This window comes from Clostridium sp. SHJSY1 (assembly GCF_031626875.1).
Taxonomy (GTDB): Bacteria; Bacillota; Clostridia; order Clostridiales; family Clostridiaceae; genus Clostridium.
Genome location: NZ_JANDMF010000006.1, coordinates 100683 through 126912, shown reverse-complemented (window position 1 = coordinate 126912; position 26230 = coordinate 100683). Strand labels below are relative to the sequence as shown.

Genomic DNA, 26230 nt, shown 5'->3' with positions numbered 1-26230 from the left:
TTTTAAGTGAGTAGATTAAATTATAGTAATTGGAGTGTATCTATTACCATATTCCATTTTTGCTTTTTCTGTATATTTTAAAATGAAATCAGATTTAGCATCTGTATAAGCGTCACGATTATGTTCGTATTTTTTTTGAAGAGCTAATTTTAGTTTTACATATTCTTTAGCAACTTCTTCATGTTCAATAAGATAGTCTCTAAAGTATAATTCATTCCAGTTATCATTGTAACGAACATGCAAGTGATATACTTTTTGTGCAAATCCGTATTTTGTATATCCTTTATTAAATACCATTTTCATATATGGATTTTCTTCATAGGACATAAGTAGCCAACCATTATTAAGAATTATATCTTTTATATATTCTATGATACTTTTTTTATCTATCTCCAATAAAATATCTACTGTTGGTTTAGCAATTAAACCTTTAACAGAGGTACTTCCTATATGATTAATACGAATTATATTTCTATTATCAATAGAATTTAAGAGTTTTTCTTTCTCTTCTTTATACCAATTTTTATATTCAGGATTATGCTCCTTTAATATTATAGGAAATAGTTCCCACAATTCTTCTAAAGTCATTTGTGATAATTCTTTATTCATATATACCATCCTCTATCTTAAAGTTAATCATATATATATTATAACTTAAATGTATTAATTTAGGTAAAGGCGTATTTTGAAAAATTCAACTTGCGATAATGTTTAGCTTAAGTATGAATATAAATTATATCTAAATGAAAAACTATTACAGAGGTGATAAGGATGCTTGAAAATGAATCAAAGAAAAAAATGATTATTAATAAGAAAACAAATAGTGGAACATCTAATGAAAGAGCGATGGATGGAGATGAGCATAAACCAACTAAAGGAATTCCAAGAGTTGAAAAGTAGTTGAAAATATGGTTTCTATAAATTCAACACAAAAACCAGGAAAGGTGTTTAGTTACCAACTTTCCTGGCTTATAGAATAAATAAAGATTTAATAATTAAAAAATGCTATCTCTATATAATAGTTAACTTTTTTGAGTTCCTAAGTATTTTTCAAATGCAGCACTAAAGTCAGTTTGGAAATACTTTTCTGTAGCAGATGTACGTATATTTAGAACTTGCTCATACAAATTGCTGAAAGATTCTATTACTGGTGTTTGAGAGGTTGATCTTCCAATAGCATCTCTTGTTGTGTCCAAGGACCTTACTACATTTTCATAGTTAAGATTATTCATATATTGGAGATTAGATATTTTTAATAATGATTTATACAATAGTTTTAAGCTTTCTAACTGATTTTTAGTAACATCTATTGAGAAAGAATATTCACCTAATCTAAACTTTATCTCTACATCTAAATCTATTGTTCCAGCAGTTTCAAGAGCTACATCAGATAAAATAAGTTTATTGTAATTATATCTTTTTAATAGTCTTTTCTTACTGATAGCACTAGACCCATCTAAGTGAATTAAAGCCAAATTAGTGAAACAATATTCATCTGTTTTAGATTTTATCAAAAAGTAGATTTTTTCTCCTTCTTCATGCAATACATAATCATCAGTATCAACTTTATCATAATCATTAGGAGATACAATTTTACCTATGTCACTTAAGCCTAAGGCATCAGCAGCTAGTTTACCAAACATTATTAAACACTCCCTTTATTCATTAGTATTTTTAAAGATTTAGTCTCAATTGATTACAAACTAATCTTATAACTATAATAACATTTTAATAAAGTGAAAAACAAGTGAATAGAAATATAATTATTAAAGCTTTTTAGTAGTAAAGGTAAAAAAATGTAGTATTATGGATTGAAATGGAATATAAGTAATAAAATGTTGACTGAGGAGGAATAGAGAATTAGAATGTTAATATACAAAAAGATTTAAAACTTGGAGGCTAATTGAATGAAAAAATTTTTATCAATTGCTTTATTGATAACGATTAATATGGTTTTATTTTTGACAGGGTGTAATAGCCTTAAATATCAAGGAGTATCTGAAGAGAGTTTAAATAAAAAAACAAAAGTAACATTTTGGGCAGCAACTATAACATCAGAAAGAGAAGAATTTTTTAAAAAATTTCAAAAAGAGGTGAGTGAAACTTATCCTGATATAGAGCTAGAGCTTGTTGGAATACCAGGTGATTTATCAGCTTATAGACAAAAAGTGGATGTTGCAATTGCAGCAGGAAAAGCACCAGATATAACTAATGATTTTAGGTCATCTTTAATAACTAATGGATATTATGAAGATTTGACTAGTTATTTTGATAAATGGGAAGATAAGGATAAGATAAATTCAAATTTAATTAATTCAATAAAATCATATGCCCCATCGGGAAATGGGCTTTATGCACTTCCATATAGTTCACAAACATGGAATTTATGGATTAGGTCAGATTGGCTTAAGGAAAAGGGATTAGAAGTTCCAGGAGATTGGAATCAATTCTTTAACACTGTTGAAAAACTGACAGATAAGGAGAAGAATAAATATGGACTAGCTATTCGTGGAGGGACAGGTAGTAGTAACACTTTAGAAATATTAATGTATTCGTATTCAGGAATTGCTAATTATTTTACATCAGATGGAAAATGTACAATTAATAATCCTAGAAACTTAGAGTTCGCAGAGAAATATTTAGGTTGTTTTAATAAATTTACAGATCAAAATGATTTAATAAAAAGTTGGACAGAACTAGCAAATTCATTTCAATCAGGAAAAGCTGGTATTGTAGTTCATAATTTAGGTTCAGGTAAATCAATGGTAACTGCATTTGATAATGATACATCAAAATTTCAAGCCTCAAAATTTCCCGTTTCAGTTAATGGTTATATAGTAGAGCCAGGAATAATGCCTTTAGGTTTATCCATGTCATCTAAATCAGAAAATAAAGATGCAGTGTGGAAGGTTATGAGATTATATTTAAAAAAAGATATAAATACTGAATATTGTAAGGTATATGGTGAGATACCTGCAAATATGGAGTCTAGAAAGGATTGCTTTTTTAAAAACACTCAATACATGTCTATAGGTGTTGATTTGGAAAATTCCAAAGATGTGAAATTTACAGACAATCCATATTATTTGCCAACATATTCAAATATACAATCTGAGATGGATTCTGCAATTCAAAAAGTCATGTCCAGACAAATGACAGCAAAAGAGATGCTTGATAAATGGGCAGGATTATTAGAAAAAGCCAAAAAAGACTATGACAATTCATTAAATAAATAGTTGATTTGTGAGGAGAAGGGATATGAAGAAATTCCTTAAAAAGTTATTTGAAAAGTTATGGAGCAAACCTATAAAGAAACAGCTAAATTTAATATATATTCCAGTTATATTAATATCAGCTATACTAATTGGAATTTTTTCATATTGGTTTCAAATAAGACAAATAGAAAAAAATTCATCTTTTTTACTTGAAAATTCGGTAAATCAAACAGCTATTTCTGTTAATGAAAAAATAAATATACCATTTTCTCAAATGGTATCAGAAAGTGATAGTACACCTATTGGAAATCTCTTTATGAATTCCTATTCAGAGGATGATGCAACTAGAAAGTATATAGATATTATAGATTGTTACAATCAAATGGAGTCTATATATTATAGTATCAATGATATGATTGATTCAATATATTTTGTAACTAATAATGGGGTAGAAGTTAGTGTATATAAAGGTGATACTCCAGTTAATATAGGAATGGATTTTAATGAATGGTTTAATCGAGATATATATTCATTAACAGGATATGGATGGATAGAAAATCATGAAGATACAGTTTTTTCTTCAAAATCATCAAGAGATGTTATTTCTATAGTAAAAAAATTTGGAACTAGTGATTCAAAAAATAAAGCAATACTAATTTACAACCTTAAGGCAGATTATTTTAAAGAATTATTAGACAAAGTTAATATCAGTCCAAATGGATATATGATAGTTATGAGTCCTGATGGTAAAGCAATTGTTAGTAATACAATAAAAACACTTAAAGATAGTGATATTAATAAAATAGAGGATGATATTGAAAATAATAATGTTAAAGCTACCAAAATAGGAAGAGAAAAAGTTTCAATATATAGAAGTGAAGAAGATAACTTATGGAATGTGGTGGGAATTGTTCCTAATAAAGATTTAGTAACAGAAACAAATAATTTAAAGTTAATTTTATTGGTGTTTATTGGAGTACTAACTATGATGTTGTTATATATTTCTACTATATTAGCAAAAGGAGTATCAAAACCAATAGAAATTCTTTCAGAAAAAGTTAAAGAGTTTGAACTTGGAAATATAAATGTTCAATTTCAAATTGATACAGAAAATGAAGTAGGAACATTATCAAAGGGATTAGAAAGTTTTAAAATATCGATTCTTGAACTTTTTAGAAAGGTCATGCAAGAAGAAAAGCAGAAGTCAAAATTGGAACTTCAAATAATGCAGTCACAGATTAAACCACATTTTTTATATAATACTCTTGGATCAATTAAGCATCTAATTGATATGGATAGGAATAGTAAAGCAAGTGAAATGTGTGCAGCTCTTTCAAAATTTTATATGATAGGTCTTAGTGGAGGTAGAGATATTATTTATGTGAGTGAAGAAGTTGAGCATATTAGAAATTATCTTAAAATTCAACAAATGAGATATGATAAAGAGTTTGAATTTTATATTAATATAAGTAATGATATCTTGAATGAAAAAATGTTAATCCTTACTTTACAACCTATAGTTGAAAATGCAATATATCATGGGATTAAAGGAAAAGAAGGCCTTGGGACAATTATCTTATCAGGGAATAAAAAGGGTAATATGATGATATTTGAAGTATATGATGATGGTTTAGGAATGAGTGAAGAAGAACTAAATGATTTGATAGTATCTATTAAATATAGTAGAAAAGATCAACAATTAAAAAGTTTTGGACTAAGAAATGTAAATAGTCGATTAAAGTTATATTTCGGGAATAATGAAAAAATGAGTTTTAATAGTATAAAAAATGAATTTACACAGGTAATTATAGAAATTCCTATAGAAATGGACAAGAAAGGAGGAGAGAAATATGTGTAGACTTTTTATCGTTGAAGATGAAGAGATTATAAGAGAAGGTATTGAAAAAAATATAGATTGGAAATCTAATGATGTTGATATAGTTGGAACGGCAGGAAATGGAAGAGCATGTATAGAAAAATTAGAATTATGTATGCCAGAGGTTATATTATCAGATATAAAGATGCCTTTTATGGATGGAATGGAATTAGTGGAATATCTCTATGAATTCTATCCACAGATAAAAGTGGTGTTATTAACTGCATTTGATGAATTTGAGTATGCAAAGAAGGCATTAAATTATAAAGTATGTCAGTATATTATGAAATATGAAGAAAATGAAAAAATATTAACAGCTGTTTTAAAAGCTGGAAAGGAATACAAAGTATCTTTGAGTCAAATGGAGAGAGTAAAGCAAAGTGAAGTATTATTAGAAAATAAAATATTAAGGGACCTATTGTTTTATGATGAGAAATCAGAAGAAATAGAAAAAAATTTATTGAATAGCAAAATAAATTTTTTATATGATGATTTTTTTGTTACATGTATTTTAATAAAAGAATCTAAGAATATGGTAGAAGGATATAATCTTTTGCAAAAAGATATTAAAAACTTGAACTGTGAATTTAATTTATACTTTTGTAAGGCAGAGCAAAAATTATATGTCATAACTAACTTTGATAGAAAGAATTTGGATTTATTTAGGGAATTTATCGGAAAATTAGATTATTTATTAAGGAAAGAAATGCATATATTTCAATTAAAAGCAGTTGTGGGACAAGTCTATAAAGGAATAGAAGGTATAAATAAATCCTATGATGAAGTAAATGATGTAATATCTTTATATCAAGTGAACCATCATTTTGATAAAGATGAAAAAATTATTATAGTCAATAACAATGAGAATACGAATAAGAAAACTGTAAAACAAATAATGGATTATATTAATGAGCATTACCAAGAGAAAAATATATGTTTAGATACAATTGCAAAAAATGTACATTTAACACCTTCATATGTTAGTACTTTGTTTAAAAAAGAAAAAAGTATTAATATTTCTGATTATATTATAAAGATACGGATTGAAAGAGCAAAATATTTATTGATGACTACTGATATGAAAACATATGAGATATCTGATGAAATAGGATATGTTAATTCTCAATATTTTAGTGTGTTATTTAAAAGAAATACAGGCTTATCACCAACAGAATATAGGCAGGAAGTTAGTGATAAGCTAAATGAAAATTTTGATATATAAAAAAATAAAAGTATAAATAATTATGCAATAACAAGATTTTAGAGGAGGTATATAAAATGAAATATAATAATCCCGTAATTAAAGGATTTTACCCAGACCCTAGCGTGTGCAAAGTAGGAGATAATTATTACCTTGTATGTAGTTCTATGCAGTATTTTCCCTCTGTTCCGCTTTTTGAAAGCAAGGATCTTATTAATTGGAGACAAATTGGACATTGTATTACAAGAAAAAGCCAAATTGAACTTGATAAGATAGAAAGTTCAGGTGGGGTTTTTGCGCCTACAATAAGGTATAATGAAGGACGTTTCTATATGACTACTACCAATGCTACAAGTCAGCAGAATTTTTATATATGGACTGACAATATTCTTGGAGAATGGTCAGAACCAATATATGTAGATCAAGGTGGGATTGACCCATCCTTATACTTTGAAGATGGAAAAACATATTTTATGAGTAATGGAGCAGATGATGATGGAATTATTGGTATCCTACAATGTGAAATTGATATTAAAACAGGCAAAAAGTTAACATCAAGTCGTACAATATGGCAAGGTACAGGTGGACGATTTCTTGAGGGACCACATCTTTATAAAATAGATGGAAATTATTATCTTATGGCTGCAGAAGGAGGAACTGAATTTGGTCATATGATAACATATTCACGTGGTAAGTCTCCTTATGGTCCTTTTGAATCATATCCATGTAATCCTGCTTTGACAAATCGTAATTTAGGGGGATATGAAATACAAGGGGTAGGTCATGGGGACCTTATTCAAGATAAAAATGGAGAATGGTGGATTCTTCATCTTGGTTTTAGACAAATAGGGCAATGGCTTACTTATCACCACCTTGGACGAGAGGTTTTCTTAACTCCAGCTAAATTTCATGATGATGGATGGTTTACAGCAGGACACAATGGCACAACAAGTAAGTGTTTTGATATAAATAGCATTAATAACAGTGTTGTTCAAGAGGAGAAAGTGTATTATACTTTTGAAAATACAAAATGGGACAATGAGTGGTGCTATTTACGTTTCCCGAAAACTGAGAATTATCTAGTTGGAGAAAATAATCTAAAACTTAAAGGAACAGAAGTAACCTTGGATATGGTAGATTCACCAACATTTATAGGGATTCGACAAAAAGACTTTAATGCAGTTATTTCTTGTAATGTATGTATATCAGAGGGTGAGGCAGGTATTACAATATATATGGATGAAAATCAGCATTATGATTTAGCAATAAGAAAAAGTGAAAATGGGTATGAAGTAATTGAACGACTTAATATAGGTGATGTTAAGTCTATAGAAAAAGTTGCAGATTTGAAAGATATTAATACAGCTTCACTTGTTATTCGAGCAAATAATCAATTCTATAACTTCTTTAATAAAGTAGATGGTGAGGAAATCTTGCTTGGCACAGCACAAACTAAGTATCTTTCTTCAGAGGTTGCTGGTGGATTTACAGGGGTTATAATTGGGTTGTATGCTTATGATGAACAATGTGATAGTTATGCAGAATTCACGAATTTTAGTTGTGAATATCTTTAATAAGGTAGAAAGATAAGTATAAAAATTAAATATATTATATTGAATTATCTAAACTAAAACAAAGCTTGGACCTAATCAAATGTGGTACAAGCTTTTTCATTAATTATAAAAAAACAAAATAAATATAACTCAAAAAACATAAAATAACAAACAACAAACAATAAATAGTTTATTTATTAATAAGAGCTAATAAATCATAATAAATCTATGAGAAATAAATGAAGTGTATTAGGCAAATAATGGAGGGAAATTGATGATGTCTAAAATGTAAAGGATTTAATATTTGTTAAAAGATCATATTTTGAAATCAGGAGGGTATTTAATGGCTCAAGTTAATAATTTAAACACTAGAATTTCAACAAAAGAAAAGATAGGATATGGGTTTGGAGATTTTGCATGTAATCTTATTTATGCAAGTATTTCAAGTTATCTTTTATTTTTCTACACTGATGTATTTGGATTAACATCAAGTGTAGCTGCATTTATGTTTTTTGTAGTACGTATTTTAGATGCAGTCACAGATCCTATAATAGGGGTTATTATTGATAAAACCAATACTAAGCATGGTAAGTTTAGACCATTTCTATTATATGGTGCAATACCATTTGCTATTTTAGCTATACTTTGTTTCAGTACTCCAGCACTAAATGATGGTGCTAAAGTAATTTATGCTTATGCAACATATATAGCATTATCAATTTGTTACACATTTATTAATGTACCTTATTCAGCTTTAACTTCAGCAATGACACAAGATCAACAAGAATCTGTTAGTGTAACTACTTTTAGAACATTTTTAGCTAATGTTGGACAAGTGATTGTTTCATTTTGTGTGCCTTTATTAGCTGGTTTATTTTCAAAATCAATGAGTTTAGGTAAGAGTTGGCAACTTACAATGGTTATTATAGCTACACTTGGAGGTATACTATTACTTATATGTTTTAAGACTACAAAGGAAAGAGTAGTAGTTCCTTCATCACATACAAAAATTAAGTTTACTGATATTTTTGAACAGTTTAAAGTTAACATGCCATTAGTAGTTTTAAGTGTATTTTTCTTTGTTATTTATGGTGTAAAGTCGGTTGTTAGCTCAACAGGAATTTATTATGTCACATATTATGTAGGAATGCCAGGACTTGTTAAATGGTATTCTGCCATTGGAACATTCCCAGCATTGTTAATTATCCCTTTTATACCTAAATTAAGTAGAATGTTAACTAAAAAGCAGCTTATGACAATATCTATAGTAACTGACATTATAGGAATGGTAGGATTATTTTTGTGTCCAAGTAATTGGGTGATATTAATATTTATTTCACGTGGAATTGCTTCTGTTGGTAATGGTATGATTAGTGCCTTTATGTGGTCTTTGATTCCAGAAGTAGTTCAGTATGGTGAATGGAAAACTAATAAACGTTTAGGTGGTATGATTTATGCTGTTATAGGCTTCTTCTTTAAATGTGGAAATGCGCTTGGTGGTATGATTCCAGGACTTGTTTTAGCAGCTACTGGCTATGTTGCAAATCAAACACAAACACCTGTAGCAATACATGGAATTCTTATTGCAACAGCAGTTATACCAATTTGCCTTTATACATTAGCTATAATTTGTATGAGATTCTATAACTTAGATAAAGAAACATACAATAAAATTTCTAAGGAATTATTAGAAAGAAATGCAAGAGAATTAGAGAAAGAAATTAATTTTTAATTAGGAGTGATATTAATGCAGTTTATACGTAATCCAATTTTAGAAGGATTTAATCCAGACCCGTGTATAGTAAAGGCAAAGGGGAAATATTATATTGCTGTTTCTACCTTTGAATGGCTGCCAGGAGTAAGAATTTATGAATCAGAGGATTTAGTAAATTGGGATTATTGTTCATCAGTTTTGACAGATGAAACTTTAATAAATTTACAAGGTAATCCAAAGGGATGCAGTATTTGGGCACCTCATTTAACTTATTCAGATGATACTTTCTATCTTGTGTATACTGATGTAAAAAGTACTAAAGTGCCATTTAAAGATGTAAATAATTATCTTACCACATCAAAAGATATAAAAGGGCCTTGGAGTGTACCTATTTATTTAAATAGTTCAGGCTTTGATCCAGCGTTATTTCATGATGAAACAGGAAAAAAGTGGGTATTAAATGAAATTTGGGATTATAGAATTAACACACGAAATAGATCTTCTGGAATTGTTCTTCAAGAATTTGATATAGACAAAAATGAATTAGTGGGAGAAGTGTATAAAATATTTGATGGAACTGAGCATAAAAAAACAGAGGCACCTCAAATATATAAACATGGAGAATATTATTATCTTTTAACTGCTGAAGGGGGAACAGAAGAGGGTCATATGGTCACAGTGGCTAGATCAAAGGAGATTACAGGGCCTTATGAAGTTGATCCACAAAATCCAATGCTTACATCTAGGGATAATTCAGATTTACTTCTTCAATGTTCAGGACATGCTAGTTTAGTTGAAACAGATAAAGGGGAGTGGTATTTAGCTCATTTGTGTACAAGACCTATTTTAGGAAAGTACCCTATACTTGGAAGAGAAACTGCTCTTCAAAAGGTTATTTGGGCAGAAGATGGATGGTTAAGGCTTATTCATGGAGGACATTCTCCAGCAGTAAATATTGAACTACCACAAGACTTTAATGGTGAGATCAAGGAGAAAAGTAATAGATTTTTTGATGATTTTAGTTGTGATGAATTGAAAAGTGAGTGGAGTACCCTGAGATTATTTCCTAATGATAAATGGATAAATATAGATAAGGAAAAGTCTATACTTAATATCTGGGGAGGAGAATCACCTCAAAGTACTTTTGATCAGCATATTATAGGAATTCGTCAAAGAGATATTAAGTTTAGTTCAGAAACTGAAATTAAATTTAATCCTAAGAGCTACTTAGAACTTGCAGGTTTAATATTATATTTGGACATAATGAATTATATTTATTTATACCTATCTTATGATGAAGAAAAAGGAATTGTGGCTCAAATAATGAAGACTGTGAAAGATGAATTTTCTATATTGCCTGTTAAAATTCCTGTAAGTGGAGAAGTAGTAAAACTTCAAGTAGAGGTGGATGGAATAAATGCAAAGTTTAGTATAGCCGATAAAGGGAAACAAGAATTTTTATCTGAAGAAGATATAAGCTTTTTATCAGGTGGGTTTACAGGAAACTTTATTGGATTAACAGTAAATAATTTGGGAAAAAAGAATGGATGTATGGCGGAATTTAGATATTTTAACTATGTGCCAAAATAAAATATAAATTTGATTAAATGCAGTAGATTTTAGTTTTAAAATTTACTGCATTAAAATACATAGAAAGGGGTTAAAAAATATGATAGGAAAGAAAAGTCTATGTAAGTTTGCTGGTGTTGTTTTTATGAGTTTTATTTTTACATCAGTTAATGGAAATAGTGCTTATGCAACTAAACAAGAAGTGAGTATACCTCAGAAACTCCAAATTATTAATCAATCTATTACAGATAATAAAGTTACATTAATATGGGAGAAGCCTGATGATTATACAGGTATTAGAAATTATAATATCTATGAAAATGGATATAAAGTTGGGGATGCGAATAGTGGGAGTAGAGTTGCAAAACAGTATCTAGACAAGTTTTATAATGATAGTACAAATTCTGATGCTGTAAAAATTGGTATTCACAATTATACTGTAACAGGACTTGAGCCAAATACTAAATACAATTTTACTATTCGAGCAATAGATAAGGATGGTAATGAATCAAAAGATAGCGAAGGCATAACAGTTGAAACAGCTTCAGAGGAAAAGGTATTTAATGTTTTAGATTATGGAGCAAAAGGGGATGGGACAAGCATTGATACTAAAGAAATTCAAGATGCTATCAATGCTTGTGCAAATGGTGGAACAGTATTAATTCCCAAAGATAAAACTTTTAAAACGGGCCCTATTTCATTAAAAGGAAATATGACATTTAAAGTTGATGGAGTTTTATTTGCTTCAGAAAATGCTGATGAATATCCTTATGGAGATATTACAAAAGTGAGTAAGGCAACTCCACTCATTAAAGGTAATAGTGACAATATTCGAATAGTTGGAAGTGGAGTTATTGATGGTAATGGATGGTTAGAAGATACTGCAGCAAATGATCCAAATGGATTTTTTGTATCATTACCAAGCAGTTCAAAAACTGTTGAACAAAATGGGAAATTAGCAGCTAACCAGTACAAAAAGGCAATTAAGGAGTATGGATTTTCTGTTGCAGATGCTTATAGGACACGTTCTAATCTTATAGAAATGAATGATGTGAAAAATTTGTATCTAGGAGATGGGTTAACACTTAAGAACCCTTCACAACACACAGTAACAAATAATAGATGTAATAATGTTGTATTAAATGGTCTAAAAATGGAGACTTATAATTGTAATAATGGGGATGGTTCAGGTCTTGTAAATGGGAAAGGACTAACTGTAGTTGATAGTGTTTTAGATACTGGAGATGATAATGTTGCATTTAATGCAGGAAAAGGTTTGACAGATTCTAAAAATGAACCAACGGAAAATATATGGATTTTTAATAACTATTTTGGTAGAGGTCATGGAGCTGTAGTTTGTGGTAGTGGTACTGCTGCATGGATTCAAAATATATTAGCTGAAGATAATGTTTTAAATGGAACTGGTACAGGCCTTCGCTGTAAAAGTAGCCAAGGCAATGGCGGAGGTGCTAGAAATATTATATTTAGAGATACAGCTATGAAAGATTTGACTGATAATGGTGGACAACCATTTATATTTACAAGTCAATATAATGGAGATTTACCAAGTAATCCAGTGTCAGAGCCGCCATTATTTAAAGATATCAAAATTAAAAATTGTTCTGTTGATGGTGCCAAAGGAAATGCAATAATGATACAAGGATTACAAAATGGTGAGCATAATAATATTGATTTTTATAATGTAAAGTTTAAAAATACTAAACCTGCTTTATTAGATTATGCAAAAAATTGCACATTTAAAAATGTAACTTTTGATGAATCCTTAATTAACCCATGGATAATTACAAACAGCACAAAACTAAAATTTAAGGGAAAGACTACAATGAATGTAGATTAATAAAAAACAAAGGGAAGAGAAATAGAAAACAAAAATGAAGGGGGGACTACTCATAAAATGAGTAGTAAAAGGAGATATGAAAAGAGAGATAAAAAAGAGAAAAATTCTATCTATTTTTATTGCAGTCTTTATGTGTACAGGGCTTAGTCCATTAACAAGAAATTTAGTGTATGGAGCAGAAGAATCAAATGAAATTACAACAAATGTAGTTACTGATAAAATTAATAATAAAAAGCTTTATGCTCCAACTAATCTACGTGAATCACCAGCTTCAGCAACAGAGCGTTCGGTTGTATTAATTTGGGAAAAGCCTGTTGAGTATTCTAATGTTACAGGGTATACAATTTACTGTGAAGGAAAAAAGGTTGGAGAAACCAATAAAACTTATTACAAAATGAAGGGACTAGATGAATATAAAGAATATAAATACACAGTAAAAGCCCATGATGCAGATGGAGTAGAATCTGAAAGTAGTAATGATGTTACTATTAAAACTGAAAAGAAAGGAAAAATTCTTAATGTAAAAGATTATGGCGCTGTTGGAGATGGAACTACGAAAGATACTGTAGCAATCCAAAAGGCAATAGATGATTGTCCAAGTGGAGGAACAGTACTTTTACCAGAAGGAAAGTTTTTAAGTGGAGCTTTAAATCTTCACGATGATATGACTTTTTATGTAGCTCAAAACTCACAACTTATACCAAGTACAGAATTAAGTGACTACCCATGGACTTCAGCTAGACATGATATAGAAGATATATATGATCCTAATAGTCCAACTTTGGGAAATCCAGCCTTTGGAAGTCTTTTAAATGCTGGTACAATGGACCATACAAAAGGTGCAACTACTCATAATATCAAAATTATAGGGGAGGGTACTATTGGAGATGAAGATAATGGTTTAAAACTTAGAGAAGCTTATGATGCATTTTGTGCTGATAAAGAACATAATAAAGCATCACATTATGGTGGAGGAAGTTTAATTAGTCTAAAGAACTGCTCAAATGTTTATATGGATGGAGTTCATATTAGAAATGGAATGATGTGGACAATAGTTCCTATATATAGTAGTGATATAACATCATATAACCTAGACATTACAACAACTGTTCATAATGGTGATGGCTTTGATCCAAATTCATCTAATAATGTATATATGTTAGAAAATAACTTTTCAACTGGCGATGATTGTTCAGCAATTAAATCTGGAAAAGATGCAGAAGGTCGTCAAATAGGAATTCCATCTAAAAATATATATTATCGTGGGTGTGTATTTAATGCAGGACATGGAGGAATTACATTAGGTAGTGAAATGTCTGGAGGTATAAGTGATATATATGGAGAAGATTGCACTCTTGTTCCTGTTGAACTTAAAGATGGAGCTACAAATAATGGGATACGTGTAAAAGTGAGTCCATCAAGAGGTGGATATATTAGAAATTTACAATTGAGAGATTCTATATGTAATAAAATATCTGTAATAACCAATTATGATAAGCAAGCTGGAGCAACTGAAGGAGTAGCATTACCTGATATATCTAATTTTCAATTTACCAATATTACAGGATTAACAGGTAGTTCAGATTATATATTAGATTTAAATGGTTCAAATTTTGGAAATAGCATTTCATATTTAAGAGACTTACAATTTACCAATTGTAGTTTTGTTAAGGCTAATTTGAATTCTTGTGAAAATGTATTCTTTAAGAACTGTAATTTTGCAAATGGAGTAGTAGAAACAGCAAGTAAAAATATCCAAACTTTATCAGAAAGTAAAGGAGAAAAGGCAACTAATGATAGTTCAGATGTAAGTAATTTATTATTAAGTGTAAATGGAGAAAAGTCAGCAATTACAGAAAAAGATGGCTCATTAAAAATTAATGCAATAGTGCTTCCAGATACAGTAGAAGATAAATCTGTTAAATGGAGTGTATGTAACTTAGATTATTCAAGTACTGATATAGCAAAAATTTCTGAAGATGGAGTGGTTACAGCTAAGAAAAATGGTACAGTACTAGCAGTTGCCACCTCAAAAGGGGATTCAAGCATTAAGGGAATATTGCCAATTAAAATTACTGGACAAGAAACATTCAAAGGTTTTGAAACAGTTAAGGTTTCAACAATTATTGGGCATGCACCATCATTACCTAAAGCAGTATATGCAACTTATGATGATAATTCAGTTGTTCCTATGGAAGTAAAATGGGATGATGTAGATTCATCTGAGTATAAGAAAGATGGTAGCTTTGAAGTAAAAGGCACAGTTTCAGGGTCAAATCATAAAGCTAAAGCAAAGATTAAAGTTGAAAAAAATGATATAGACGAAATAGAAACAGCTATAGTTAAAGCTACTCCAGGGAAAATTCAGTTTCCCAAAAAGGTTAGTGCATTATATAAAGATGGAACAAGAAAAGAATTATCAGTGAAATGGGATAAAGTTGATCCATCACAATATGAAAATTCATCAGTTTCTGGATTTGAAGTGAAAGGAACAGTAAAAGGAACATCTAAAAAAGCTTGTGCTAAGGTTTCAGTTTTGCCATTAGATTCAGATTCAGATGTAATACTTGTAGCACAGGATGGAACAGGTGATTTTGATAATATAAAGGATGCAGTAAATTCTATTTTAAAGGATAATAACAAGGAAAAGATAGTTTTTGTGAAAAATGGAGTGTATCATGAAAAATTATTAATAGATTGTCCAAATGTAACTCTCATAGGAGAAAGTGCTGATGGTACTCGTATTTCTTTTGATGATAGCCCTATGAAGAAAGATTCATCAGGAAATGTTTTGGGAACTTACAATGATTATACAATGCAAGTTACTGGAGACAATTTCACAGGTAAAAATATTACTATAGAGAATGCTGCTGGATCAAAGGTAGGACAAGCTGTTTCTTTGGACTTAATTGCTGATAAAGCAAGATTCTTTGGATGTAAGATATTAGGATATCAAGATACTTTGCTCACAAGAAATAAAACAGATAGTTCAACTACTAGCAATATACCAGATCAGCCAACAGTAAGTGTATGTAGGTCGTATTTTAAGGATTGTGAAGTTGCAGGTTCAGTAGATTATATTTTTGGTGCTGGAAAAGCTGTTTTTGATAATTGTGATATCCATTCACGCTTAGGTGGATATGTAACAGCAGCATGTACACCAGAAAATCAAGATTATGGATATGTATTTTTAAATTGTAAATTAACAGCAGAATCTCTACTAAAAGATAAAAAGGGTGTATATCTTGGTAGACCATGGCGTCCATATAGTTCAGTTGCTTATATAAATTGCAGTATGTGGGATCATATTAATGCCACTGGATGGAACAATTGGGGGAAGGTATCAAATGAAACTACAGCAAGATACTCAGAATATAACAGTAAGAATTTAAATGATAATCCTCTTGATTTATCTTCACGTGTGACATGGGAGAAGAAACTTACAGCTGATGAAGTATCATCATATACCATTCCTAAACTTTTAGGTGAATCTGATAATTGGGATCCAACAGAGAAATAAAATTATTGAAGCCCAATAATTTTATTTATAATAAAGCACAGTGTAAAAAGCTGTGTTTTTAATTTTTACATTTGTCTATAAAGTATATTTCACATAATTTTACACAATGTTCACATACAAATTAGATATCAGCTACATAATTATTCCTTATTATTATAACTATACCAGATATACAAATTATATTATAAATTAATAGATGGAGGGATTATTATGAATAAGTCTTTAAAAATGAAAATTTGTCTAACACTAGCAGTAACAATGGGAAGTTATATGATTTTTAGTGGAGCTAACATAGCTAGATTAAGCAATCCTCAAGCAGCAGAAGTTTCATCAACTGCTACACCACCAAGTGGTCCACCACCCGATGGACAGGGAGGAGGACAACCTGGAGGCGGACAAACTGAAGTTGTAGGAACTGCTACTTATAGTCAAAGTGGAGGAACTGAGTCAAAATATAATGAAATAATAACTGCATCAGATTCCGATGTGTCACCAGTTATAGTAAGTGATAGTGGTAACTTAACTCTTGGAAATTCAACAATATCAAAAACAGGAGGAGATACAACTTCAGGAGATTCAAGTAATTTCTATGGATTAAATGCTGGAGTTGTAGCCAAGTCAGCTAGTACAATAACATTAAAAGATAGTAAAGTTACTACAAATGCAGAAGGTGCAAATGCTATTTTCTCAACAGGAACAGGATCAACTATTAATGTAGAAAATGTGGAGATTAATACTACTCAAAATTCATCTCGTGGATTAGATGCAACACAAAAAGGAACTATAAACGCTAAGAATGTTAAAATAACAACTAAGGGGGCTCACTGTGCGGCTCTGGCAACAGATAGAGGTGAAGGAACTGTAACAGTAAGTAATACTTCAGGGACAACAGCTGGGGAAGGTTCTCCAGGAATATATTCAACAGGAAATATTACAGCTACTGATTCTAACTTTGCAGCTACAGGGTCTGAAGCTGCTGTAATAGAAGGAAAAAATTCTATTACTTTAACTGATACAAGTATTTCAGGAAATTCTAAACATGGAGTTATGTTATATCAAAGTACTTCAGGAGATGCAGCAGTTGGAACTAGCACATTCACAACAACTAGAGGGTCAATTACTACATCAGTAGGACCAATGTTCTATGTAACTAATACTGATGCTGTAGTAAATTTAAATAATACTAACCTTAAAAATACTGGGGATAGTCTTGTTTTAATTGATGCAGAAGGTAATGATAATGGAATGTGGGGAACAGCAGGGGCTAATCCAGGAAATTTAACTTTTAATACAACTTATCAAACAATGGAAGGAAATGTTGTATGTGATAAAATTAGTACTGTAAATATGAATTTGAAGAATAATACTTATTATACTGGTACAATAGATACTGAAAATACAGGAACAGTTAACTTAACCCTTGATGAAACTAGCATGTGGACTGTTAATGGAACTTCATATTTATCAGCATTTACTGATAGTGATACTAGTTTAAGTAATATAAAAGATAATGGAAATACAATTTATTATGATTCAACAAATTCAGCAAATAGTTGGTTAAATGGGCAAACATATACTTTAAATGGTGGTGGAGTACTAACACCAGCAAAATAAAATGGATTTAAAAGAAAAGCTATCTAATTAGAAATGTCTGTTAGATAGCTTTTTCTTGTGGTAAATTTAGTTTGGAATATGCTGGGATTAATAGAGATTATAAAAGAAAATTTAATTAATTTAAACAATAGAGCAAATAACGTTAAAGCATTAGTATTAATATTCGATAAATATCTTAGAAGTAGATAGAAGCATTATTAAAATATAATATAGTAATCAGTGAAATGTAGTAATGAATATAGAAGCTAATGGGGAAGCTAAATGTGATTATTTAGGAGGGTGTAGGATGGATGTATATGTAGCTAGGCAGGCCATATTAGATGTTAATAAGGAAGTTGTTGCTTACGAACTTCTTTTTAGAAATAGCAATAATAACAAATTTAATCATGTAGAAAATACAAATCCAACTTTAGAGGTAATTAGAAATAGTTTTTCTGTAATAGGTTTAGAAAAAGTTACAGAAGGAAAAAGAGCCTTTATTAATTTTGATGGAGAATTGATAAATTCAGGATTTATTGAAGCTTTCCCCAAAGATAGTATTGCAATAGAAATATTAGAATCAGTGGAACCAGATGAAAGAATAATTGAATCTTGTAAAGTTTTGAAAGAAAAAGGTTATGTCATTGCTTTGGATGATTTTTGTTATACAGAAGAATTTGATGAATTAATAGAATATGTAGATATTATAAAAGTTGATTTTATTCTAACAAAAGGAAAAGAAAGAAAAGAAATTATAGAAAAGATAAAAAATGAGAAAATAAAGTTTCTTGCAGAAAAGGTAGAAACAGAAGAGGAGTTTAAAGAAGCAATAGAATACGGATATTCTTATTTTCAAGGGTATTTTTTCTGTAAACCAGTAATTATTGAAGGCAAAGATATTTCAGGCTACAAATTCACCTATATGAGCTTAATAAATGAATTAAATAAAGATAATGTTGATATTAGAAAAATTGAGAATCTAATTAAAAATGATGTTTCCCTTTCATACAAATTACTAAAAGCAGCAAATTCAGCTCATTTTTCATTAAAGAGAAAAATCACTTCAATTGGAGATGCAATAATAATTATTGGAATAAAAGAATTAAAGAAATGGTTATTTATAATAACTCTTCAAAATATGGGAGAAAGTAAGATTGGTGAACTTGTTAAAATGTCTCTTATTAGAGCTTTCTTTGGAGAGTTATTAAGTTACAAAATTAAGGAAGAAGTATCTAGTTTTGATGCATTTATAACGGGAATGTTTTCTTTAATTGATGCACTTATGAATATACCAATTGAAAAAGTTTTAGGCGACTTACCTGTTTCAAATGATGTTAGAGAAGCTTTGTTGAAAAAAGATAACACCCTTTCGGAGATATTAAAATTAATTGTAGAATATGAAAATGGAAATTGGGAAGAAGTGAATAGATTAGTTGGAAAGTTTGGATTGGATGAAAGATTTGTGAGAGAATGTTATTTAGAAGCCATAATAAGTATTGATGGAATAGAAGGACAATAATTATTAATAAAATATTTTATCAGCCTATAAAGGTGCATGAATCCTTAAAATAAAGGAATTTATGCACTTTTTGTATTATTGTTTATTAATACTATGTTTCAAACTATTAATTGAAATATAATATATAATTTATAATTATATGTTGTATTTTATTAAGTAAATATATTATAATTTGTCTATATATATCAAAAAATAGAAGCTGAATAAGTAGAGTTTCAACAGTAAAGTGCAAATATAAAAAGTTAAGTAATTCTTACATTTCTATAATAAATCTTATCTAGTGGGTTAATGAATTTTATGAGGACAAAAACTTGTTGTCAAAAGAAAAATATTTATCTATATATACATATGTTTCTAAAGGTATGTAAAAATTTCAAACAAGTTATTATATAGTATAGCTTTAGTTCTTAAAAACGCAATATAAGATTCTATAAATAGATACTAAATATGGGGGATAAAAATGAATAATGAACTTAAGGAAGCTTTTGAGATTATTATAAATTGTCAGATAGAGGATAGGAATGATAAAGTATATCAGCACTATTTTTGGGCAAGTGGTTTTGCTTGGCGCATATTAGAATATTTGAAAAGAGCTGATATTTCGGAAGGTACTCTTAGAATGGAAGAGGGGTCAGACATTAATGTTATCTATGATAAGCATATTATAGATGTAAATAACTCATTAATTGAGATGAAGGAAGAATATTTTTCTCAGTTTGGAGAAGAAATAGTAGATGAAATTAATAAAGAAACAATTCTGATTGGAGATAAAGCATATTTAAAAGGAGCAAGTCTTATAGATGTTGTCAAAAAATACAACATAGATATGAGTGAGAGTGAAGAATTTGAATATGCCATAGTAGTAACTAGAATTCATACAGATGGAACATTGTATAATGCATTAGATTCTTTGTTTTGTACATCAATTGAATATGATGATATTAAAAACTTTAATGACCATGATAAAAAGCTAGATAATGAATGGAAAGCAATTTTTGAAAATATTAAGGAACCTTTTAAATCTAAACTTGCTTGTTTTTTTGTGGATAATGAAACTGCAAAGTTTGAAGGTGCAATTTGCTATAACTCAATCAATAATAAAGGATTATTTAGTGAATTTGTAAAAGAAGAGGGAAATGATTGTGTTATTCAATTATTTTTTGGAGAATCACATGGATCAACTTTTATACTTGAAGTAAATGATGATAGTATTTTAGCTAAGTTAAGTAGATAGGGGAGGATTTATGAAGTTATATATAAATGTAAAACAAGCTGGGTCACGTAAAAATTTTATAACAAAAGAAGAGATAATTTTAGATGTGATTCCAGAAACCCTTAGAGAATTAATTGGAAAAATCGTAACTAAAAATGTTGAAGAATTTAATGAAAACTTAAAAAAGGAAAGAATAGTAGATTATTTAACTGGGCAACAAATTGAAGGAAAGGCAAATGAAGGCAAAGTTTCATTTGGAACTATATATAATGAAGATACACAAGATTTAAATAAGGCTATAGATACAGCATTGCTTGCGTATGAAGATGGATTATATAAGGTTTTTGTTGGTGATGAGGAGACAGAATGTCTAGATTCACCATTAATAGCAAAAAATGAAGACGTTTTAACATTTATAAAACTTACTATGCTTTCAGGCAGACTATGGTAAAGAAAGGAACAAAAGATTATGTATTTTTATGGAGAAAACCAAGTATTAGTCAATAAATATTTGAAAAACATCATTAGTAAAAAAGAGTTAGATGGAACAGAGATAATACAAGCAATTTATGATAATATTAATGCTAATTATAATAAAAAAGAAATTACATATGAGAATTTAGTAAATCTTTTATGGGATGATAATATAAATTCAATTGAAGAAGTATTTGAAGGAGATAAATATAAAGCTTTAGAGATGCTTTTTGGAGAAGATGCAGGTACTTTTAAAGAAATTTGGAATAGTATAACAAAATATACATACTCTATTGGATACTATAGAAGATCTTATAGAACAAAAATATCATCAAAGTTGTATCTAAGAAAAAATATAGATAAGTTAGAGGAATTTATATACTTAAAAGCTTTAGGATTTTCATTAGATAAATATTTTGAAAATAATAAAGAAAACTATCAAGGGGTATCAGTAATTTCAGATATCTTAGCTGTAAAAATTGATAATGTATTAGATAAAATTAAAGAAATAATTTATAGTGATAATAATACAGCTATTGTTACAAGAGAAATAATTAAAGGACTATTAATGAGTGAGAAAAAAGAAGCTCACATATTAGTAGGAGAACTTTTATTAGCAGCAAAACTTCAAGAAGGATTAAGACAAGCTATAACTGAAAGTTTAGATGAAGGTTCAAAAGAAGGATTCTTATATATATTAAAAGTTATAATAGATAACAAACTAACAAGATTTTCATCTGTAGTTAGAGCTTTTGATGTTTGGACAGGACTAAGTCTAGAGGTAGAAAAACCAAAGGTTATAGAAAAATGTTTTAATGCAGCGTATAGTTGTTTAACAGATGAAACATATAAAAATTCATGTTTGGAGTCAGATGATAATTTACTTATATATATAGGAATATGGTCAGTTGCATTTGATGAAGTAGAAGATGTTAATCAAGTATTAAATAAACTTCTAAGTGGTGAGGTTGTATATAAAAAGCTAGTAGCATTGCAATTTTTGAATCAAACACAGTTTAATGGCTTTAGACATAAAATAGGCTGTGAAATGTTAGAAGATAGCGATTTAGAAGTAGTTACATTAGCTATTAAAAATATATTTAGTGATTTAAGTACTTATAGTTTAAACAATAATAAAAGTGGATTTGAAGTATATAAAAATTTAGGTGGAAATTATTATGGAGTAGAGCTTTTCAATAAATTAAAAAGAATAGTGGATAAAATGCCTAAAAAAGAAATTATATTTAATGAAAGTGTATTTTCTTGGGTTAATCTAAAACTTACTAAAGCTGAAGTTATGGAAAAGATGATGTTGTCTATAGGGGTAAATCCTGAAAGTGAGTTTTTAGATATACTTATTGATTATAAAGATAAAATGAGTGTATATGGAAGAGAAGTATTAACAAGAATATTTTTAAAGAAACCTAAGAATATCAAGCAAAAAATAGCATTAATAGAATCTTGTGGAGACAGAGGGCAAGGAGTTAGAGAGGCTGCATTTAAAGTGGTAAATACTCTAAGTTTAACTGTAGAAGATTATATTTACGTTGAAAATTTATTGAAATTTAAATCAGGAGATTTAAGAAAAAGTGCAATAAAATTATTGTTAAAGCAAAACAGTAAAGAACTTTTAAGTACAATAAAAAAATTAGTAGACAGTAAAGATGAAAATAAAAAATTAGCTGCTGTAGATATAGTTAATGCAATAGATGGAGATAAAAATCATGAGGAAATATTTAATGAGTCTTTAGAAGTTATATCATCTATGAGTGATATGATGCAAAAGGGCAAGATATTAACAAAAAATATTTCTAAAGATGAAAAAGATATTAAGCATTTTAAAAATGGATTTAGATTATATGAGCCTTCAAAAATATTTGTACCTGAAAAGATTAGAAAAAATAATAGATTTAATATAAAAAGTAAATTGAACTCCACATCTTGTGAAGTTATAAACATATTAACTGAATTTGGGGAACTAATTTATGAAAATAGAGATTTAGAATATGAGACAGTAAATTGGGATGATAGTAAAATAATGATTACCTTAGGTGGTTCAAATTATTTAAGACCTTTTAATAGAGAGAATATTGGATTAGATAATTATCCTATTGCAGATAAAGTAAGAGAATTTGCAAAGAAAAATAAGTTAGATTGGTGGAAAGTTATTGAACTAAATTTCTATATTAGAGTAATTGGTGGAATGGAATATAGAACATACCTTGACTGGTATAGAGAATTGTTAGAAGAAAGTTTTAATTATAAAGAAATTAGAGATGTTAGAAAAAAACTAAAGAATGTAAAATATTACAATATAGTAGAGTCATATATTAATCTTTTAGGACAGGAAATTCCTAAAAAAGAAAGATTTAAAATAGGTAAATGTATATCTGAATATTTATATACTATAATTCCAGAAGATAATCATAGTAAAAAATATTTAAAAGGAAATGGATACTCTTATTATGGTGATAAGGATTATATAGCATCATCTTGTGAAGTGAATTATTGGTTAGAATTATTAGCTAGGGGTGAAGAAGATGATGAAAGTTTTAAAAAATATTTTAATATAGCTTATAACTATTATAAAGCTAGTGGATATTATATTAACTCTACCTTAACTTTAAATGATTTTGGACGTGCTTTAGAGTTAGAAATAATAGATGAAAATGAAATGTACAAAGAACTTTTAGAAAGACCAAATAGTGAAAATAATATACAAAATATAACTAGCAGATATAGTTATAACAACAGAAATGAATTGTTAAAATATAAAAAATTAATGGAACTTTCTAAAAAAGCTATTAATACAATAGCTGAAATTGAAGTTAATAGAGGAGAACTTGATACAGAAGTAACAGTTTTAGCTTCTAAGGTATATAGATGTGAAGGAGTTAACATATTTGCATCAATAATACTAGCATCAGAAAAAGATACTTATATTAGAGGATATAATTTCGTTAGTGGAAATTGCACTAAAAAGCAAATATTAAGCCATTTGTTAAAGAACTGTTATCCTAAAGAAGGAGAAAGTGCAAAAACTTTAAAAGAATTTTTGAAAAATAAAAAGGTAACTGATAAGCAATTGATTGAAGCAGCTATGTATGCACCTCAATGGCTTGACATAGTTTCTGATTATATTGGATACAAAGGGTTAAAGTCAGCTTGTTGGTACTTCCATGCACATGTTAATGATTATTTCTCAGAAGAAAAATCATCAATTATAGCAAGATATACACCAATATCATCACAAGACTTAAAGGATGGAGCTTTTGATCAAGGATGGTTTAAGGAAGCTTACAAAACTTTAGGAGAAGAAAAGTTTAAGCTTGTATATGATAGTGCAAAGTATATAGCTGGAGGATCTTTACATAAGAGAGCTCAACTATTTGTAGATGCAACTTTAGGAAAGCTTGATATAGATGAAGTTAAAAATCGAGTAATGGATAAGAGAAATAAAGATTATCTTCTTACATATGGATTAATACCAGTGAAAAAGAAAAAAGATGTATTAGAACGTTATGAATATATTCAAGAATTTATTAAAGAAAGTAAAAAGTTTGGAGCTCAAAGACAAGCAAGTGAGGTAAGAAGTGCAGGTATTGCTTTATTAAACTTAGCAAGAAATGCAGGATTTTCAGATGTTAACAGATTAACTTGGAATATGGAAACTATGAAAATTAAAGCTGTATTAAAGTATCTTAAACCGAAAAAGATAGAAGATGTTGAAGTACAACTTGCTATTGATGAGCTAGGTAAAGCAGAAGTGATTTGCAATAAAAATGGGAAAGCTCTTAAGAGTATCCCTGCAAAATTAAAGAAACATGAATATATACTAGAGGTTAATTCCTTAAAGAAATCTTTAAAAGCACAACATTCAAGAGCAAGATTAAGTTTTGAAAAAGCTATGGAAGATGAAGAAATATTTAAAGGTGATGAATTAATAAATTTATGCAAAAATCCTGTACTATTGCCAATAATCAAAAATTTAGTGTTTAAATCAGGAGAATTTTTTGGATATATAGATGGAGAAAATTTAATTAGTTCCAAAAATGAAGTGAAAAAGTTAAACAAAAAAGATGATGTAATTATTGCACATCCTATTCATTTCTATAATGCAGGATTATGGAAAGATTATCAAAAAAATATATTTGAAAAACAAATTATACAGCCTTTTAAACAAGTATTTAGAGAACTTTATATGACAAATGCTGATGAGAAAAAAGAAGGTGTTTTATCAAGAAGATATTCAGGATATCAAATTCAACCTAAAAAGACATTAGCTCTTTTAAAAACTAGAGGTTGGATAGCAAGTCATGAAGAAGGATTACAAAAGATTTATTATAAAGAAAATATAGTTGCAACAATATATGCTATGGCAGACTGGTTTTCACCAACAGATATAGAGTCGCCTTCTATTGAATATATAAGGTTTGAAGATAGAAAGACTTATAAACCAGTAAAATTGGATGAAATATCGAAATTAATATTCTCAGAAGTAATGAGAGACTTGGATTTAGTTGTAAGTGTTGCACATGTAGGCGGAGTAGACCCAGAGGCAAGCTTATCAACTATTGAAATAAGAACTGCAATCGTAGAAGAAATATTGAAGCTTATGAAACTTAGAAATGTTAAATTAAAAGGATCACATGCATATATTGATGGAGTTCATGGAGAATATACAGTTCACTTAGGAAGTGGAGTAACTCATAAAATGGGGACAGGAGCTATAAATATAATTGCTGTACATTCAGGACATAGAGGAAAGATATTTTTACCATTTATAGATAGTGATCCAAAGAGTGCAGAGATAGTATCGAAAATATTGCTTTTAGCAGAAGATAAGAAGATAAAAGATCCAAGTATATTAGAACAAATTTAAAATATCATCATTTATGTTAGAAATTGATAAGGATAGTCTATTA

Annotated in this window: 16 protein-coding genes; 14 read left to right on the top strand and 2 right to left on the bottom strand. The window is 28.8% G+C overall.

The window, feature by feature from the left end:
• Positions 1-15: 15 nt before the first annotated feature.
• On the bottom strand, positions 16-609 hold the full coding sequence (locus tag NNC19_RS05575) for a GrpB family protein (RefSeq protein ID WP_310937634.1): 594 nt from the start codon (positions 607-609) through the stop codon (positions 16-18).
• A 162-nt stretch (positions 610-771) separates the two neighbouring features.
• On the opposite strand from NNC19_RS05575, the gene NNC19_RS05570 reads away from it, so the two are divergent.
• Positions 772-900, top strand: coding sequence for a hypothetical protein (locus NNC19_RS05570; protein ID WP_310937633.1), 129 nt, complete (start codon positions 772-774; stop codon positions 898-900).
• Between the two features lie 122 nt (positions 901-1022).
• Here NNC19_RS05570 and NNC19_RS05565 read toward each other — a convergent pair whose 3' ends face one another.
• The gene (locus NNC19_RS05565) at positions 1023-1643 is read right to left on the bottom strand and encodes a PH domain-containing protein (protein ID WP_310937632.1); all 621 of its coding nucleotides are present in this window, start codon (positions 1641-1643) and stop codon (positions 1023-1025) included.
• Positions 1644-1907: 264 nt separating this feature from the next.
• Here NNC19_RS05565 and NNC19_RS05560 point away from each other — a divergent pair, with 264 nt between their 5' ends.
• From NNC19_RS05560 to NNC19_RS05500, 13 genes are all read left to right on the top strand, one after another.
• Positions 1908-3236 (top strand): sugar ABC transporter substrate-binding protein, encoded by a 1329-nt coding sequence (locus NNC19_RS05560; protein WP_310937631.1) that lies wholly within the window; start codon positions 1908-1910, stop codon positions 3234-3236.
• Positions 3237-3258: 22 nt separating this feature from the next.
• Positions 3259-5073, top strand: coding sequence for a histidine kinase (locus tag NNC19_RS05555; protein WP_310937630.1), 1815 nt, complete (start codon positions 3259-3261; stop codon positions 5071-5073).
• Entirely contained in the window at positions 5066-6313 is a 1248-nt protein-coding gene (locus NNC19_RS05550; RefSeq protein WP_310937629.1) for a response regulator, read from the top strand. The genes NNC19_RS05555 and NNC19_RS05550 overlap by 8 nt, the downstream gene beginning before the upstream one ends.
• A 56-nt stretch (positions 6314-6369) precedes the next feature.
• A complete protein-coding gene (locus NNC19_RS05545) occupies positions 6370-7866 on the top strand; it encodes a glycoside hydrolase family 43 protein (protein WP_310937628.1) in 1497 nt (498 codons plus the stop codon).
• 322 nt (positions 7867-8188) lie between these two features.
• On the top strand, positions 8189-9577 hold the full coding sequence (locus NNC19_RS05540; protein ID WP_310937627.1) for an MFS transporter: 1389 nt from the start codon (positions 8189-8191) through the stop codon (positions 9575-9577).
• 15 nt (positions 9578-9592) lie between these two features.
• Complete coding sequence (locus tag NNC19_RS05535; RefSeq protein WP_310937626.1) at positions 9593-11149, top strand: glycoside hydrolase family 43 protein; 1557 nt, start codon at positions 9593-9595, stop codon at positions 11147-11149.
• A 79-nt stretch (positions 11150-11228) separates the two neighbouring features.
• The gene (locus NNC19_RS05530) at positions 11229-12986 is read left to right on the top strand and encodes a glycoside hydrolase family 28 protein (protein ID WP_310937625.1); all 1758 of its coding nucleotides are present in this window, start codon (positions 11229-11231) and stop codon (positions 12984-12986) included.
• Between the two features lie 76 nt (positions 12987-13062).
• Positions 13063-16506, top strand: a complete 3444-nt coding sequence (locus NNC19_RS05525) for a pectinesterase family protein (RefSeq protein ID WP_310937624.1) — start codon at positions 13063-13065, stop codon at positions 16504-16506.
• Between the two features lie 210 nt (positions 16507-16716).
• Positions 16717-18120, top strand: a complete 1404-nt coding sequence (locus NNC19_RS05520; protein WP_310937623.1) for a right-handed parallel beta-helix repeat-containing protein — start codon at positions 16717-16719, stop codon at positions 18118-18120.
• A 286-nt stretch (positions 18121-18406) separates the two neighbouring features.
• The gene (locus NNC19_RS05515) at positions 18407-19618 is read left to right on the top strand and encodes an HDOD domain-containing protein (RefSeq protein WP_310937622.1); all 1212 of its coding nucleotides are present in this window, start codon (positions 18407-18409) and stop codon (positions 19616-19618) included.
• A gap of 460 nt (positions 19619-20078) precedes the next feature.
• Positions 20079-20852, top strand: a complete 774-nt coding sequence (locus NNC19_RS05510; RefSeq protein WP_310937621.1) for a hypothetical protein — start codon at positions 20079-20081, stop codon at positions 20850-20852.
• 10 nt (positions 20853-20862) lie between these two features.
• Positions 20863-21282 (top strand): hypothetical protein, encoded by a 420-nt coding sequence (locus tag NNC19_RS05505; protein WP_310937620.1) that lies wholly within the window; start codon positions 20863-20865, stop codon positions 21280-21282.
• An 18-nt stretch (positions 21283-21300) separates the two neighbouring features.
• Positions 21301-26187, top strand: a complete 4887-nt coding sequence (locus NNC19_RS05500) for a DUF5724 domain-containing protein (protein WP_310937619.1) — start codon at positions 21301-21303, stop codon at positions 26185-26187.
• Positions 26188-26230: the final 43 nt, after the last annotated feature.

What these genes read in the sequence shown, in the direction of transcription:
- NNC19_RS05540 (WP_310937627.1), top strand. Translation starts at nt 8,189, where the DNA reads ATGGCTCAAGTTAATAATTTAAACACTAGAATTTCAACAAAAGAAAAG.
- NNC19_RS05550 (WP_310937629.1), top strand. Translation starts at nt 5,066, where the DNA reads ATGTGTAGACTTTTTATCGTTGAAGATGAAGAGATTATAAGAGAAGGT.
- NNC19_RS05535 (WP_310937626.1), top strand. Translation starts at nt 9,593, where the DNA reads ATGCAGTTTATACGTAATCCAATTTTAGAAGGATTTAATCCAGACCCG.
- NNC19_RS05565 (WP_310937632.1), bottom strand. Translation starts at nt 1,643, where the DNA reads ATGTTTGGTAAACTAGCTGCTGATGCCTTAGGCTTAAGTGACATAGGT.
- NNC19_RS05555 (WP_310937630.1), top strand. Translation starts at nt 3,259, where the DNA reads ATGAAGAAATTCCTTAAAAAGTTATTTGAAAAGTTATGGAGCAAACCT.
- NNC19_RS05575 (WP_310937634.1), bottom strand. Translation starts at nt 609, where the DNA reads ATGAATAAAGAATTATCACAAATGACTTTAGAAGAATTGTGGGAACTA.
- NNC19_RS05530 (WP_310937625.1), top strand. Translation starts at nt 11,229, where the DNA reads ATGATAGGAAAGAAAAGTCTATGTAAGTTTGCTGGTGTTGTTTTTATG.
- NNC19_RS05515 (WP_310937622.1), top strand. Translation starts at nt 18,407, where the DNA reads ATGGATGTATATGTAGCTAGGCAGGCCATATTAGATGTTAATAAGGAA.
- NNC19_RS05560 (WP_310937631.1), top strand. Translation starts at nt 1,908, where the DNA reads ATGAAAAAATTTTTATCAATTGCTTTATTGATAACGATTAATATGGTT.
- NNC19_RS05520 (WP_310937623.1), top strand. Translation starts at nt 16,717, where the DNA reads ATGAATAAGTCTTTAAAAATGAAAATTTGTCTAACACTAGCAGTAACA.
- NNC19_RS05570 (WP_310937633.1), top strand. Translation starts at nt 772, where the DNA reads ATGCTTGAAAATGAATCAAAGAAAAAAATGATTATTAATAAGAAAACA.
- NNC19_RS05505 (WP_310937620.1), top strand. Translation starts at nt 20,863, where the DNA reads ATGAAGTTATATATAAATGTAAAACAAGCTGGGTCACGTAAAAATTTT.
- NNC19_RS05500 (WP_310937619.1), top strand. Translation starts at nt 21,301, where the DNA reads ATGTATTTTTATGGAGAAAACCAAGTATTAGTCAATAAATATTTGAAA.
- NNC19_RS05545 (WP_310937628.1), top strand. Translation starts at nt 6,370, where the DNA reads ATGAAATATAATAATCCCGTAATTAAAGGATTTTACCCAGACCCTAGC.
- NNC19_RS05510 (WP_310937621.1), top strand. Translation starts at nt 20,079, where the DNA reads ATGAATAATGAACTTAAGGAAGCTTTTGAGATTATTATAAATTGTCAG.
- NNC19_RS05525 (WP_310937624.1), top strand. Translation starts at nt 13,063, where the DNA reads ATGAAAAGAGAGATAAAAAAGAGAAAAATTCTATCTATTTTTATTGCA.